Below are 13,684 nucleotides of genomic sequence, written 5' to 3'. Positions count from 1 at the left end.
AAAACTGCGGAAGCGAAAGCACTTCTGCAGCTGTTGAAAGGTATTCGATTTGCTATTATCTGCTTTGACTGCGGCTATACCATCGCCAAACAGGCTCTACATCTGCGCGGTCAAGGCATTTCACTCTGTATTCAAAGGGACTCCCCATCGCTCGAACCGACAAGGTTAGCAGCTGTTTGCGCTGTTGTCCAATGGAGCGGTTCACCCGCATCGTTACAATTTGCGGACGCCGAATCAAATAAGTGGTTCTCGATAAGAATCGTCTGCGAAGCGTGAGCTGGCCATCATCCAAGCTGACGCCGGCCGCGAGATGGCAGCTTCTTCTCCACCAAATGACAGTCGGTACGAGCAGCAAAAACCATAACCCGTCTTCTTTGAGAAAGAATGCAGCAGCTGCGCATAACAAAAGCACCAGCAGCAGTTCGACTCTAACATAATAAAGGAACGCGCGCTTTGGGGCTCCTGCCAAGGCTTTCACCGGGGAATGCTTCACCTGCGGCACAAAATCATCCAACACCTTCTGAATATCGGAACGCTTTAAAAAGGGATGCAGCATAAGCTGTTCTTTCTTGTCTGAAGACACAATTTGAAGCTGAATTTCTGCATAGCCGAAAACTTGCCTGAGCAGTCCTTCGTTAACGATGACAGCCTGCACCTTTTTGGGGTCAAACACAAAAGACTTCTTCTCAAGCAGACCGTACGAAACGGAAATTTGCATGCCGTCTCTTTTGACAGAAAAGCCGCTGTATTTAAACACATACAAAACAATGGAGAGCAGCCATGCAAAGCCTATTCCTGCGATGACAATAAATACAATAATGAAATAGCTTGGCATTAGGTTCGTAGAGTCCTCTACGACCGTTTCAAAAAAATGATCCGGCAGCAGCTGATTAATAATATCATTTGCAAAAGAATACAAACCCGCCATAAAAGCCGCAACGAGCCCGAAATTCATTGAGGTTGCGGCTGCCTGAAGCAGCTGTCCCGCATGCAGCGTAAATGAGGGTTTATGCGAGACCTCTTCGTCTGCAGTTTCTAGCGCGAGCTGCTTATGGTTTATTATAACTACCACTTGCGAATCAACTGCTTGATTCTGGTTGTCTATGCTAACTGAATCTGCTTGAGTTTCCGGCTGAACAACCGACGAGGCTTGTTTTTTGAGCATGTGCTGAATAGCGTTCGCTTCTTTAAGGGCCAGCGCTGGCAAAATACCGTCTGCCTTCTTGTTGCCGCCAGGTGTCTCGATCTTCACCTGCGCCACTTTGAGTATGCGCTGAATAAGAGGCTGCTCTACGTTAACCGAATGGATGCGAGTATAATAAATCGTCTTCTCATCCCTAAACAGCCAGCCTTTGCGAATAATAATCCGATCGCTCTCCAGCCAGAAGCCGAAGCGCATCCATTCTAGATAACTGAAGGCAAGAATGATCAATGAGAGCACACCGGCGCCCGCATACCAGTACCATTCCAGTCCTGTAAAATCCGTTCCCTTCAATAATCCGATTAATATAAAAGGAATGAAGCCGCGGATCGTATTCAACAGGCCAAACAATATATAAATGGGATGAAGCGTGCGGCGATTATTCATCTTGATCATCCACCTTAGCCAAGACGCCGATTTGCCGCTTCAACTGCTGCGCCTCCCCTAGCTTAAGACCGCTAATCCGATGCGTAGTAGCGGCCGTTACAATGGAAACGCTGGCTAAATCATATTTGCGCATAAGCGGTCCGCTTTCAAGCTCGACATGCTGCACGCGAACCATCGGGACAAGCACGTTGCTCAAAAATACAAGGCCGGATTGGATTTCCAGCTCATCTTCAAACAGCTCATATTGAAAACGCGTATATTTCATTTGCGGAATAATCCAAGTAAACAACACAAGTGAAATAATAAATACGGACAGTGCGATCCATCCAGGTACTAACGTCCATTCCCAAATTAACGCACAGGTGAAATAAGCAATTATCAAAGCAAGAAAAATACCATTCGAAATAAGCTCGCTAATACGGTAAACCGTAATATAGTCCCGATGCAGCCTTCTTGTTAGCTCCCGATCCATGGATGAATCTCCTCCTCTTATTTACGGCAGCACAATAAGCTCTGGCTTGGAACGAGTCAGCGCTCTTGACCCCAGTTCTGTGATGAGGTAGCTGTTCTCAATCCCTACTACGCCCTGGCCCGGAAAAGTAAATTTCGGTTCAACCGCAATAACCATTCCCGGCTCCAGCGGCGTGTGAAAGCCCTTGGCGAGCACCGGCCATTCATCAATTTCCAGTCCAATGCCATGTCCCAGAAATTTCGCTTGATCTGCGCCAAAACCCATAAAGTTCTCAGTCAGCTTGGCTGCCGCACAGCATTCAAGAGCAGCCTCGTAAAGCTTTGAGCAGGCAGTGCCGGGAACCATCAGCTTCTCGGTCAAAGCCATCAGCGACTCCGATACCTCATAGGCATGCTGGAGCGCCGCAGGCAGCTTCCCAATAACTGCCGTACGAGTCTGATCGATTACATAACCATCCACACAGCAGCCAATATCAATCAATATTGGCTCGTTCCGCTTAATAATCGAGCGGCTTACGCTCTGGGGCGAAGCCGCTCCAAGACCTAGCCCGCCTGCAGGCCCGTCAAAATACGTCGGGACAGCCGCTGCCGCTCCCGAAATGACCATACCGGTCGTAATCTCCTGATTGTAGCCGCGCATGCGCATTAAGCCGATGTGACCACGTATACGAAGCTCGTATTCAACACGGGCCATCCATTCCAGCTCGCTGATTCCTTCTCTCAGCACATGCAGCGACGCGCTGAGCGCTTCCGCTACAACTTCTGCGGCCGCCTCGATTCTGCTCACTTCCCATGCCGATTTTATCATGCGTATTTTGCGAATGTGAGCGGTACCGTCCACCATTTCGCAATGCGCAGGGGAACCAAGCAGTTCAGCCAGCTTTAAGTAAAGCTGTGCCGGCAGCACATCCAGATCCGCAGCAATTCGCAGACCCGCTCCTTTACCGAATAAATACGCGTACTGCTGTGCCAGCGTTTCCCCAAATCGCCGAAAAGCACCTAGCTCCGCTACCTGAACCGCGGTCTCCAGCTTGGCACGCTGAACACTGCGCCGAACGTAAAAGGTAGCATCGCCGGTGCTTGGAACAAACAAGTATCCATTTTGCATCGATCCGCTAAAATAATAAAGATCAACATTTTGAGTAAGAAGAAACGCATCAATGCCCTCCGCTTGCATAACGGCCTGCAAACTCCCAATTCGCTGATTAATAAGCTCAGCCGGAACATCAGCCACAATATCCATCATTCAACAATCAACTCCTATACCAAGCGTAAACGGCTGATGCCGTCCTTGGCGGCAAAAGCTCGTTTCGCGGTGAAATATAAGCAACGTATAAGGTTGAATTTTATACTTTCTTATATTTTAAAACCCTCCTCTTATTACACCAATTTTCCCATTTTTCGTCAACCTGCGACGAGCTCTGCCGCCCCCTTAATATTCCATTCAATGGGATCCAACACCTGAAAGGCGCGTGGATAAACCATATGAACAATGATCACGACTCCCGGCCGCTTTAAAGTTACCTCATAATCATAAGCCTCATTCTTATACGTATACGGGAAGATCTCATCGGCATTTACAATCTTAAACAAGACCAGCTCAACCGGCTGCTTCAAAAAAGATCCAGGCAGCGGCGTGCCGCTTTCATCCAACTGCAAATTTTCCTGTAAATACAATGCTGCCGCAGCTGCAGCCTTATCGGGTGCAAGGGAAAGTATCCCTTCCCCAAGCGCCCCCATATCAAGCTGCTGTGCCGCCGCATGCGCTGCTCGATTGACAGCATGCTTGCCTTGAAACAAGGTTTTCATGGCGAGCTCTTCCTCTACCTGCAGCAGATGAATCGAAAGCCAGATCGACATCATAACGACGATAAGCAGCAGCTTGTACATCGATTCACCCGCCTCCTCCGTTTATGGCACATATTCGCTCATTTTCATGCCGAACGCCCGCATCCGCTCATTCGGGAGAGGTGGCGTTAAACCAATTAAGCGATCAATTTCAAATAAATCCTCGTAGGGGTAGCTCATCGTTAACGATATTCCTGTCCCTCGCAGCAGCGGCGCATTGGGATTCGACGCTGCAAGGCCGCTTGTCGCAGCCAGCTCAAAGATAATATCGTCTGGCCGCATTCCAAAGCGAGCCAAGCGCTGCCTAGACTGCTCCTGCATATCTTCACTGATATAGCCATAGGTTCCGCTCGCCCCTATTTCCAGTAAATAATCAACCTCTTGCTGCAAAACCGCTTGTCTGACAATAAGGACATGCTTATAGATCGGAGAGAACATGAGCCAGCACATTAGCGCGGCAAACAAGACAAATATTAAAATTTGCTTCACGGGCTCATGCCTCGGATGTGCGTGCTGATCGAGCTGCCGGCACCATCCATTTGCCGCTTCAAGCCTGTGTCGCCCTCGGCAAAAGCCTGATAGCAAATGAGTACAGTGATTAGCAGCAGCATCGAGATTAGTATTCCGCGCAAAATAAACACCTCCGCCAGGTTTGGCCAATATAGCTCAGAGTTATTACGGAAGCATCTGGCTGATTCGTGTGTTTGCCGATGTTCCTTGCGTCTCGATTTGACTGCTTGTTCCCGTCGTATCCTGGGCGATAATCGTGTTGAATAGGACGATCACGACCACAAGCATCATTACGGTCATCAATATGTTGCGCATGCTGTCACCTCCTTTCGCTAATGAATGATTTTAATTAAGGGATTGAAATAGCTTCTGTCCTTCCCTTACCCAAGGGTAAATAAAGATCTGGAAGGTATACAAAATCGGTATGCCCGCGATAACAAATAAAATATAGGAGGTGGATTCCTTGCGGCTTTCTTTGGCCAGGTCGATTTTCTCCTTATAATCTTCGATTCTTACGCGAAGCAGCTCATAATATTGCGGGCTCTCGTGCAAACGAAGCGCATCGAGTGTTTCAACAAAGCTTAAGCCCTCTTCCGTCCCCAATCGTTGCTTAAAACGCTGAAGCGCACCTGACGCATCGTGATACCATTCGGCGAGAAGACGCTCTAAATCAATGCGTATCGCCCTAGTTAAAGGGATGCAGCGAAGCAGCTTCGCATGAATATGGAGCGAGGAGTCCGATAAGTAAAGAAGCTGCTTGCTGATCACAAAAATTTCTTTGGTCACCTGCAGCGCGCGCATTCTCCGAATAGAGCGCAGCCATGCCAAGTCGATATAAACCAGCAGCATAATTAAAAGTAAGCCGGGACTGACATAGGTGATTGGGATATACGCATCTAGTCGCCTATGCCATACAGCAACGATCATAATCAACAGGCCAATTAAGAGAAATAGTATTCTCCTTGCCAGAACATACCAAGCTGCGTCTGCCGTTATTCCGCAGCCCGCAAGCAGGAGCTCCCTTTCCATAAAGGAGGCCTGCTGCCTTGAAACAAGGGCCAGGCGCAGCCATTTATCGGGCACCTGCCTCGTACGCCAACCGGTTACGACAGTCAGATGCTTCCACCTGGCAGGGCGCTCGGGCCAAAGCTGCAAAAATGCATAAATAGCTGCCGTTCCGAATATACACTGACCAATTAATAACGCAAACCTAAACGTTCCCTCTGTCCACGCCGGCATTCACGGTCTCCTTTCACATTTTTTTGCGGGAAAGCCATAACCCCATCAGGAATGACGCAAAAATCAGCACTGCCGCATTGAGCAGCATGTCCCGGCCCATTGCATCAACGATATAATAATAGTAGGCGTTATCCTTGTTGTACCGCAGATTGATTCCCATAAATAAAGCGAGGAACAAAATTGGTGAAAAATTAGCTACGCGTATTTCCAACAGCCGATTGCGCTCCTGCTCATTAGCGCGCCTAGCTTTACGCATATCGGTCAGGAGCTCCTTTAAGCTATCCGTTACAGATACTCCCTCCACAAGCGCCACTCGTATAATATGAACGAAATAATCCGCCCACAAATGACCAAGCGAAGAAGCAAGCAGTCTTAGGCTGGCTTCATCATCGCCTCGTACAGACAAATTGCGATACAGCTGCTCGAATACCGATTGCATCGGACCTAGCAATCTTCGCTCCTCAACCGTGCGCTGCAGCGCTACCCGTACTTGCCGCTCGCCCGTTACGAGATAGCATTGATAAAAAAGCTCTACCGCAGGCAAAAAATCCATTTGCGTCTGCATGCGGCGGTGTACGAGCAGCGTCCTTAGAACTGTATAGGGCAATGAACCCAATAATATGCCAAACAACAATGTCCCTTTGATGCTTTGAAAGAAAATGCCGCCGGCAGCGATACCGGCCAGTAACAGCAAACCGGATATATACACGAAGGAAGCCGGTGTTACTTGCAAACGCAGCGTTTCCAGCAAATCAGACAAATGCCGGTGAAGCCATTCATACCGCTTAAAGCGTTCCGCTGCCCGTATACGCAAGCTGCTATTCGTTCGGTATGTCAGCTTGCTGACTAACTGCTGCTCCCTCGACCAGAGCAGGAGCAGATTAAATATGGCGATATATATAAAGCAAAATAACAACCCGGCCAGCGCTGCCGCAGATAGATCATTCATGACGGACGCCTCCGGCAACCAGCCGGCAGGCAGCAGCCTCGGATGGCGGCACCGGGAACAGCCATTTACCGATCGCCTCGTCGAACCGCACCCAGTCCCTCACATGCGCTTGTCCATCTTCCCAGCACAGCTCACCAATGCGGCTAATGACTCGTCGTCCTCGCAGGTAGCTCATTTCAATACCGATCTCCGTCACATATTGCGTGATGCGTTTTGCCAGCCGTTCAGCATTCATACCTCTGCCATCAAGCATGCACATATCGGTTATGGCCTCCGGTACATCCTCCAGCCTATTCGCATGTACGGTTGTCATGCTTCCTGAATGTCCTCGGGTACAAGCACGAACGTAGATGTTCGCGTCCAAGTCGCGTATTTCGGCATGAATAATACGCTGAGGTGATTGCCTAAGGGCGAGTTTGAAGGCCTGATCTGAACGATGATAGCTATCCTCTTCATCCGTCATATATTCCACCACGTTTTTGCTTGGAAAATCCCGCCCGAGCATCATCTCAAATCGTCCCTCGATCGTAATAATCCGTTCTTCATCGGGAAGCTCTGCAATCAGCGCCTTCATCAGATTGGTTTTGCCTGAATTCGTTGGACCAATGATAACGATATTAAATCGTGCAGCCAATATCGCCTTGAGCATGTCCTGTATCCGTTCGTTCAACGTATTGTAAGCCGGCTTGCCCAGCGTCTCCAGACTAAAGCTGCGCACGGTGTAGAAGCGAATCGTCAAGGTCGGGCTAGCTGTAAAACCAAATCCCGTCATCGTTACGCGAGATCCGTCCCGCAGCATGACTTCTGCCCAACGCTTCCGCGGATTAATGCGGTCATTATTGTACAAAACTAAATTTTGCTGAATTCGTTCTACCTCACGGATACTCTCAAAGCGATAAGCGGAGGGCTCCGTAATACCATTTTTCACGATGAAGATCTGTACGCCCACAACCTGTAGCTCCTCCAAGCCGTCTTTATCCGCGAGCACTAATTCCAGTACATTCAGTCCAATAACCTCCGCGAACAAAGCTTCCGCTAACGTTTGATAAGGATGCTGTACATTTGCTGTACTGTGGATCCGCAGCCGGATCAGCCGATCCGTAATGACCGCCAGCACCTGCTCCCGCTCCTGCGAATACCCTAGCACTGCACGATTGAGTGTCTCGCTATATTGCCTGCGGTCTTCTTCACTCAGCCCGTGCGGAGTGCTTAAATAAGATCGGATATCATCCGCAAGGCTCGCGAATTCTCCCTGTGCATCTGCTGCCTGGTAAGGCGCAGCCGGCTCTTGATCACGTTTCTCCCGCTCCGACTGCATTTGGGCAGCAAAATCAGAGGGTGAGAACCGATTTTTCTGCCCTGTCACGAGCTTGTACCATTGCGATGGGAAAGCAGCTTGCGATACCATGGCTGCACAGCTATGGATGTCGCCATGCTTCGGATGCCATGCCGCTGCATGATTGTATTCGCCGGCTCTTTCATCGTTTGCCTGCCCTCAATATCCGTTTTCAGCCACCCCGCATACGTACCGTTATCCAATTGGCTAAAGACAGGCTCGCTTAATTGCAGCTGACCGAGTGCCGTTGTGCCAAGCTCTTTACAAATATGCTTCATCTGATAACCTCCATTTCTCCATGGTCCATTGATGATGACTGAATCGTACTGCTCGGGAGCAATCCCGAATAAAGGCGAAACCTGCCCAATCCAGCGTCTGCCATCTTCTTGAAAATGGGACAAGGCTGGCGTGGTGACGAGAATACGTGAGCCTGCCCGTCGAACCGAGCAAATCGTCGCAGCGTTGTCCCAATAAGCGCCAACATCGATGACAACAAACGCAAAGGTTTGTTCTGCGATTGTCAGCAAGTGATCCGCTTCTTCCGGCGTAAAATACTCGGCTTGGTCTCTCAAGAGATTGCCGAACAGTACCTGCACATTCGGCTGACTCGGTACAGGATATGCGGCTCTGCGCAGCTTATCCGGCGTCAGCGTATAGGAACGCAGCTCCGGACGCAGCTTGTCCAGCGTGGCAAGCGGCTCGTCAACTCCGAGATAGCGATGAATCTTCGCACTCTTGAGGTTAAGGCATAAATATCCAATCGGCTTGCCGCTTGCTTCTCCCATCCGATAGGCAGCAGCAAATGCCGCTGCCGTCGTTCCGATATTAGGGGTTGTGCCAATAAAAACAGCATGTGGCGCCAATGTTCCATTCACCTTCAATCAGCCTCCTCGCCCATCTCCAAGTCAAGCGATTCCGGACTATAGGCAACGACTAGCTTCAAAGTGCCTCCCTTACACAAGCCGTCCAACTGGAGCCATTGCTCCTCCGTTAAATTTAAATTCAAATAATCAATCATTCCGTTTGCTTCGCGCCTGGATGCGTACATTTGCTCTTTATTGCCCTCTGCCCGTGAAAATAAATTCGGGTTCTCGATATTATCAATCTCGACGTTACCCGATGACTTCACCGAGGCTACGGTTACCGCTTGAGTGAAGAGTCGATCAGAGGGCGCCCCTTCTCCCGAAACAAAAAGCTGTACCTTGTCCCCTGCCCTAATTCCGTTCGAAATGGAACGGATGTACTCCTTCGGAATTTGAAAGGTAGATTCCGTTCGTCTGGGCTGCAAATAAAAATCGTCGACCTTCCAATGCAAAAGCGGCTCCCCCTTGCCCAGAGGAATAATCGTTTCCTTCCCGGCAGCCTGTTCCAGCTTAATGATCATGTCCGGAATATAAGCGGTCTGCGGAACCATTTTATACTCAAGATCACTTTCCTTAAGCCGCTCTCCTGCCCCAATAAAGCGCTTCGGTACGAGGACAGCTACCGTCTTCTCTTTTTCAATCTGAATGCGCTGCAGCTCGTACATACCGTAAACTAAACTGGCAGAAACCACCGCGGCTGTCAGACTGATGATGGCATTTCTTCTCTTTTTCATCGCCACTCCTCTCTGAGCATAAAAAAAGAACGCACCAGCAGCCATCTAAGGCGTACTGCGTGCGTTCTTCGCATAATAGTGCTCATATATAGGTTTGCAAAACTAATTGAGTTCATAATAGCAAATACAACTTTCATTTGTCTATCATTATTTTTCCAAATTCATCAAAATCCAGTAAAAGACGACAAAAAAAGGCATTCAGCTGAAGGCCGCCCCTTCAAAATGCTAAATAGCCTTCACTCATTAAAAATCAATTAATCCCACGCTTATTAACAAAGCATCGTCCACCTTACGCATCGTTTCATCATCCAAATGCGTAATTTTATCCGTTAATCTTTGCTTATCAATGGTACGAATCTGCTCGAGAAGCACAACGGAGTCGCGGTCAAAGCCATGAGCTGCTGCATCCATTTCAACATGGGTAGGCAGCTTCGCCTTCTGGATTTGTGCCGTTATCGCAGCAACGATGACCGTTGGACTGAATCGGTTTCCGATATCATTTTGAATGACCAGCACGGGGCGAACTCCGCCCTGCTCCGATCCGACGACAGGCGATAAATCCGCAAAAAAAACATCACCACGTTTTACAATCAACCTCTACACCCCGCTAACGAGACGGCCTAACGTATGATCTGCTTCTTCCTCCGCTTGAAAAGCTTCCGAGGCCATGTTCAGGTTTATTTTCGCCATTTCCATATACCCGCGCTGCATGGATTCTCGGATTTGACGTTTTTTGCGCTCCACCAAATACAGTTTCATGGCTTGCCGAATAAATTCGCTGCGGTTGGAGTTTTCCTTGGCTACAATCCCGTCAACCTCCTCCAGCAAATGATCTGGCAGGCTAATCATGATTCTTTTGGTATTTTGTACATTGGCCACCGAACTCGCACCCCCAAAACTTTTCCATAACCTTAGTACACATTATGACAATATATTGCCGTCGCTATACTTCAACATATCTATGATAGCCGTATATCAAATATGCTGTATGTTTTCATGTATAGCCATTATAGATCATCTTCATTACTACATTCGTGATATTTGGCGAAAATCCTCTTCATTTACGAAAAATTGTAAAAAGAAACAATTACCAATTCGAATTATGTCTGAGCTATGGGGTTTTGAATGGCTGTAACACGGCCGTCGTTTACATAAATACGAGGTACACGCGCAGCAAGCATACAAGTTACTTCATAGTTTAACGTGCCGAGATGCTTTGCCACTTCTTCCACTGTTATAACCGAATCGCCTTGACGGCCTATAAGCACGACCTCTTCACCCGGCTCAACAGGCATCGCTGTCTCCGAAACTGCAGCATCAAGCGCAATCATGCATTGATCCATACATATCGTACCCCGAATCGGCAGCTTCACACCGCGTACAAGTCCATGGGCTTTACCCGTAAGCATACGGCTATACCCGTCTGCATACCCAATAGGCAGCGTTCCGATACGTTCTTCCCCTGCTGAAACATATCGCGTACCATAGCTTATTCCCCAGCCCGCCGGCACTGTTTTTACCATAACGACTTCCGTCTTAAGCGTCATCACCGGCTCTAGCGCAATGCGCTGCTGATTCACCTCATCGGACGGATATAAGCCGTACATGCTAATACCAAGGCGCAGCATACCTCCCGCCCATTGCGGTGTGTCAATTCCCGCAGCGCTGTTCGCTGCATGAATAATAGGAATTGGCCAGCCATGCTGCTCCACATATTCTGCCACTTCACGAAATCTGTCGTATTGCAGCATCGTGTAATTTTTGTCTGCCTCATCTGCACGCGCATAATGAGTAAATAAACCCTCAACTTCAAGCTGAGGCACCTGCATGGCTTTCTGGATAAAGGACAGGACCGCATCCTTTCCGATCACGCCAAGCCGGCCCATGCCGGAATCCATTTTTACATGTACTTTTAGTTTGCGGCCATTGCTGTCAGGCGGCAGCTTTGCAGCCGCTTCGATAATGTCTTCGCGAAAGAGACTTATCGTAACATCATGTTCCCTTGCGACAGACAAAGCATCCGCTGCCACGAATCCAAGTACAAGAATCGGGGTTTGGATGCCTGCCTTACGCAATTGCAATGCTTCATCCAGAAAAGCTACACCTAAATAGTCTACGCCAAAACGTTCAGCTTCCCGAGCTATCTCTACCGCCCCATGACCGTAAGCATTCGCTTTAACAGAGGCCATGAGTCTGCATTCCCGCGGAATTGCATTTCGAAAAGCCTGTAAATTATGTCTTAATGCATCAAGTGACAATTCAACCCTAGTCGGGCGATAATATGAATCCAAGCCGTTCACCTTCTCCTTATCTGGCAGCCACAACAGTCTGAGCAGCAAACATCAATAGGAATAATGTTAAACCTTGCTGCTGAGACTGTCAATGAAACGAACCCTGAAAATGGCTAGTACGTCTTGGAAAATCGTCTGTTTATCCGTTTTATTTCCCTATTTCGCCCTGTACCGACTGTGCCACCTTAATCATTTCGGATTCAGGAAGATTCGCGCTGGTGAGGCGGAATTGATGGCCCTCATAGGTCCAAACCAGCGTCTGCTGCTCATCGCCGCTTAGCTGCCCCATCGTAAATCCGAGATCCACCATCATACCAGGAACGATTGAAGCGGCCTGGTCTTTTGGCTCCGTTTGAATAAGCGTGTAGCTGTAGTCGCCCGAATAGCGAAGCATCAGGCCTGGGTTGCCGCCAAACACGATGTCAACTAACTCCGGCTCCTCAACGCCATCCGGTAAGTACGACGGCTTCATTGCGGTAAAATCAGCTGTCTCATCCGGTTTAGCGCCGGTTGCTGCATCGTCGCCCTCATTCTCGGCCGCATTTCCGCTGTTGTTCGTTTGATCGTCACCATCGACAGCGCTGTTATTATCTGTTTTATTCCCGCTATTATCCGGATTGTTGCTATCTGTTGCAGTATTCGCATTGGAATCTGTATCTGCGTCTGTGCCTGCGTCTGTGCCTGCGTCTGTGCCTGCATCTCTGTTACCCTCTGCATTTGCATTAGCATCCGTATTTTCTGTTGTATTTTCTGCAGAATTATTCGCGCTGTCTTTATCAGGTTGCGTCATGGTTGGTTCTTCTGTAGATTGGCTCGATGGCGTTGCCTTCATATTCGCTTCTGTCTCGAATACGGCTTTATCAAATTTCGGTCCAAAATCAAACGTATCAAATTTGACTTCGACCATTACGGCTGCATTCGTATCGCTGACCTCTACCTGAACCGGCTTGTAGTCCGACTTATTGAGCCAAATTTTTTGTCGGGCAAGCGAGCCGTTATTATAATTAGCCATTACGTCAAATACGTAGTTGTCCTCGTCGATTACAAACTGTCGGGAATTATCTACGAGAATGCTTTGAACGAGCGTTTGGTACAAGTACACCTGGCCTTGGTTTTGCGGCCAATCGCTTTGGAAGCGGAAAACTTTATTCAGCTTCGGCGTGAGAACGAATACCCCGTCGTCATTGCGAAGCACGATTTGTGTAATGTCCTTCTCTTCATTCGTCAGCTTGATCCGGTAGTATTGCGGTTTTTGATAGGATACCTCCACCTTATACTCAAGTGGCTGCTGTCCCGTCCGCAGCGTCATCGTACCGCTTCCTTGATAGCTCTCCATGCTGTTTACTACTTTGTCGAGCTCCTTAACCACGGACTCGGCGTCCTTCGTTCCGCAAGCTGCTAATACTAATGAAAAACATAATAATATTGCCGCGGTCCATGTCATGCGACGCATGTAATCATCCCCTCTGCACATTGTTTTTTACTGGCTGATAACATGTCTATGAGGGGACTTGACCATTTATGCGGACTAGTTTGACAAGCTACTGCGAGCCATAGTCTTTAAACAAAGAAAAGAGGCTGCCCCTCAAGGCTTATGGCCTGTTAGGACAGCCCCGCTTAAGGGGGTTACGGACAAAATCTTTTTACAAGCTTACTTATGTTAGCTTTTAATTCGGGATAAAAGAGATGCTGCCTCTGCGCGGGTCAACGTATCCTTCGGCTTGAAGCTCCCGTCCTTGTGACGACTCCCCATGCCTAAAGGCAGGGGCTTCTCAGATCATCGGGATTCGTAACCTCACCCCTCCTTGAAGGCTCCGTCCGAGCCTAATGCTTTTCATGGTTACGATACTAAAGC

General features: G+C 48.7%; 17 protein-coding genes. All 17 read right to left on the bottom strand.

The window, feature by feature from the left end; all coding sequences use genetic code 11:
• Nucleotides 1-55 precede the first annotated feature (55 nt).
• The 17 genes from RCO25_RS31205 to RCO25_RS34995 all read right to left on the bottom strand — a co-directional run bounded on the left by RCO25_RS31205 (nt 56) and on the right by RCO25_RS34995 (nt 13,582).
• Nucleotides 56-1,588: a PH domain-containing protein gene (locus RCO25_RS31205; protein ID WP_308999974.1), complete on the bottom strand. Its 1,533-nt coding sequence runs from the start codon at nt 1,586-1,588 to the stop codon at nt 56-58.
• Nucleotides 1,581-2,060 carry a PH domain-containing protein gene (locus RCO25_RS31200; protein ID WP_308999973.1) on the bottom strand — a complete coding sequence of 160 codons (480 nt, stop codon included), beginning with the start codon at nt 2,058-2,060 and terminating at the stop codon, nt 1,581-1,583. The genes RCO25_RS31205 and RCO25_RS31200 overlap by 8 nt, the downstream gene beginning before the upstream one ends.
• Before the next feature lie 21 nt (nt 2,061-2,081).
• On the bottom strand, nt 2,082-3,302 hold the full coding sequence (locus RCO25_RS31195) for a M24 family metallopeptidase (RefSeq protein WP_308999991.1): 1,221 nt from the start codon (nt 3,300-3,302) through the stop codon (nt 2,082-2,084).
• Between the two features lie 161 nt (nt 3,303-3,463).
• On the bottom strand, nt 3,464-3,949 hold the full coding sequence (locus RCO25_RS31190; RefSeq protein ID WP_308999972.1) for a hypothetical protein: 486 nt from the start codon (nt 3,947-3,949) through the stop codon (nt 3,464-3,466).
• Nucleotides 3,950-3,970: 21 nt separating this feature from the next.
• Nucleotides 3,971-4,396 (bottom strand): hypothetical protein, encoded by a 426-nt coding sequence (locus tag RCO25_RS31185; RefSeq protein ID WP_308999971.1) that lies wholly within the window; start codon nt 4,394-4,396, stop codon nt 3,971-3,973.
• On the bottom strand, nt 4,393-4,539 hold the full coding sequence (locus RCO25_RS31180) for a hypothetical protein (protein ID WP_308999970.1): 147 nt from the start codon (nt 4,537-4,539) through the stop codon (nt 4,393-4,395). Before RCO25_RS31180 ends, RCO25_RS31185 begins: the two co-directional genes overlap by 4 nt.
• 43 nt (nt 4,540-4,582) lie before the next feature.
• The gene (locus tag RCO25_RS31175) at nt 4,583-4,732 is read right to left on the bottom strand and encodes a hypothetical protein (RefSeq protein WP_308999969.1); all 150 of its coding nucleotides are present in this window, start codon (nt 4,730-4,732) and stop codon (nt 4,583-4,585) included.
• Between the two features lie 30 nt (nt 4,733-4,762).
• A complete protein-coding gene (locus RCO25_RS31170; RefSeq protein ID WP_308999968.1) occupies nt 4,763-5,656 on the bottom strand; it encodes a hypothetical protein in 894 nt (297 codons plus the stop codon).
• A gap of 13 nt (nt 5,657-5,669) precedes the next feature.
• On the bottom strand, nt 5,670-6,605 hold the full coding sequence (locus RCO25_RS31165; protein WP_308999967.1) for a type II secretion system F family protein: 936 nt from the start codon (nt 6,603-6,605) through the stop codon (nt 5,670-5,672).
• Nucleotides 6,598-8,013 (bottom strand): ATPase, T2SS/T4P/T4SS family, encoded by a 1,416-nt coding sequence (locus RCO25_RS31160; RefSeq protein ID WP_308999966.1) that lies wholly within the window; start codon nt 8,011-8,013, stop codon nt 6,598-6,600. The genes RCO25_RS31165 and RCO25_RS31160 overlap by 8 nt, the downstream gene beginning before the upstream one ends.
• Complete coding sequence (locus RCO25_RS31155) at nt 7,968-8,816, bottom strand: CpaE/TadZ family protein (RefSeq protein WP_308999965.1); 849 nt, start codon at nt 8,814-8,816, stop codon at nt 7,968-7,970. Before RCO25_RS31155 ends, RCO25_RS31160 begins: the two co-directional genes overlap by 46 nt.
• Nucleotides 8,817-8,818: 2 nt before the next feature.
• Nucleotides 8,819-9,538 (bottom strand): SAF domain-containing protein, encoded by a 720-nt coding sequence (locus RCO25_RS31150; protein ID WP_308999964.1) that lies wholly within the window; start codon nt 9,536-9,538, stop codon nt 8,819-8,821.
• A gap of 243 nt (nt 9,539-9,781) precedes the next feature.
• The gene (locus tag RCO25_RS31145; protein WP_028609438.1) at nt 9,782-10,132 is read right to left on the bottom strand and encodes a type II toxin-antitoxin system PemK/MazF family toxin; all 351 of its coding nucleotides are present in this window, start codon (nt 10,130-10,132) and stop codon (nt 9,782-9,784) included.
• 3 nt (nt 10,133-10,135) lie between these two features.
• Nucleotides 10,136-10,417, bottom strand: a complete 282-nt coding sequence (locus RCO25_RS31140; protein WP_028609437.1) for a CopG family ribbon-helix-helix protein — start codon at nt 10,415-10,417, stop codon at nt 10,136-10,138.
• Between the two features lie 221 nt (nt 10,418-10,638).
• Complete coding sequence (alr, locus tag RCO25_RS31135) at nt 10,639-11,829, bottom strand: alanine racemase (protein ID WP_308999963.1); 1,191 nt, start codon at nt 11,827-11,829, stop codon at nt 10,639-10,641.
• A 148-nt stretch (nt 11,830-11,977) separates the two neighbouring features.
• A complete protein-coding gene (locus RCO25_RS31130; RefSeq protein ID WP_308999962.1) occupies nt 11,978-13,282 on the bottom strand; it encodes an outer membrane lipoprotein-sorting protein in 1,305 nt (434 codons plus the stop codon).
• Between the two features lie 207 nt (nt 13,283-13,489).
• On the bottom strand, nt 13,490-13,582 hold the full coding sequence (locus RCO25_RS34995; protein WP_374992197.1) for an S-layer homology domain-containing protein: 93 nt from the start codon (nt 13,580-13,582) through the stop codon (nt 13,490-13,492).
• Nucleotides 13,583-13,684 lie beyond the last annotated feature (102 nt).

Origin of the sequence: Paenibacillus sp. LHD-38 (assembly GCF_031157315.1) — a bacterium.
In the GTDB taxonomy this organism is placed as follows: Bacteria; Bacillota; Bacilli; order Paenibacillales; family Paenibacillaceae; genus Pristimantibacillus.
Note: the sequence above shows the minus strand (reverse complement) of the source record. Positions and strands in the feature narration are given on the sequence as shown.

Excerpts from the sequence above, each read along its gene's own strand:
- RCO25_RS31205 (WP_308999974.1), bottom strand. The coding sequence starts at position 1,588 with ATGAATAATCGCCGCACGCTTCATCCCATTTATATATTGTTTGGCCTG.
- RCO25_RS31200 (WP_308999973.1), bottom strand. The coding sequence starts at position 2,060 with ATGGATCGGGAGCTAACAAGAAGGCTGCATCGGGACTATATTACGGTT.
- RCO25_RS31195 (WP_308999991.1), bottom strand. The coding sequence starts at position 3,302 with ATGGATATTGTGGCTGATGTTCCGGCTGAGCTTATTAATCAGCGAATT.
- RCO25_RS31190 (WP_308999972.1), bottom strand. The coding sequence starts at position 3,949 with ATGTACAAGCTGCTGCTTATCGTCGTTATGATGTCGATCTGGCTTTCG.
- RCO25_RS31175 (WP_308999969.1), bottom strand. The coding sequence starts at position 4,732 with ATGCGCAACATATTGATGACCGTAATGATGCTTGTGGTCGTGATCGTC.
- RCO25_RS31170 (WP_308999968.1), bottom strand. The coding sequence starts at position 5,656 with ATGCCGGCGTGGACAGAGGGAACGTTTAGGTTTGCGTTATTAATTGGT.
- RCO25_RS31165 (WP_308999967.1), bottom strand. The coding sequence starts at position 6,605 with ATGAATGATCTATCTGCGGCAGCGCTGGCCGGGTTGTTATTTTGCTTT.
- RCO25_RS31160 (WP_308999966.1), bottom strand. The coding sequence starts at position 8,013 with ATGGTATCGCAAGCTGCTTTCCCATCGCAATGGTACAAGCTCGTGACA.
- RCO25_RS31150 (WP_308999964.1), bottom strand. The coding sequence starts at position 9,538 with ATGAAAAAGAGAAGAAATGCCATCATCAGTCTGACAGCCGCGGTGGTT.
- RCO25_RS31130 (WP_308999962.1), bottom strand. The coding sequence starts at position 13,282 with ATGCGTCGCATGACATGGACCGCGGCAATATTATTATGTTTTTCATTA.
- RCO25_RS34995 (WP_374992197.1), bottom strand. The coding sequence starts at position 13,582 with ATGGGGAGTCGTCACAAGGACGGGAGCTTCAAGCCGAAGGATACGTTG.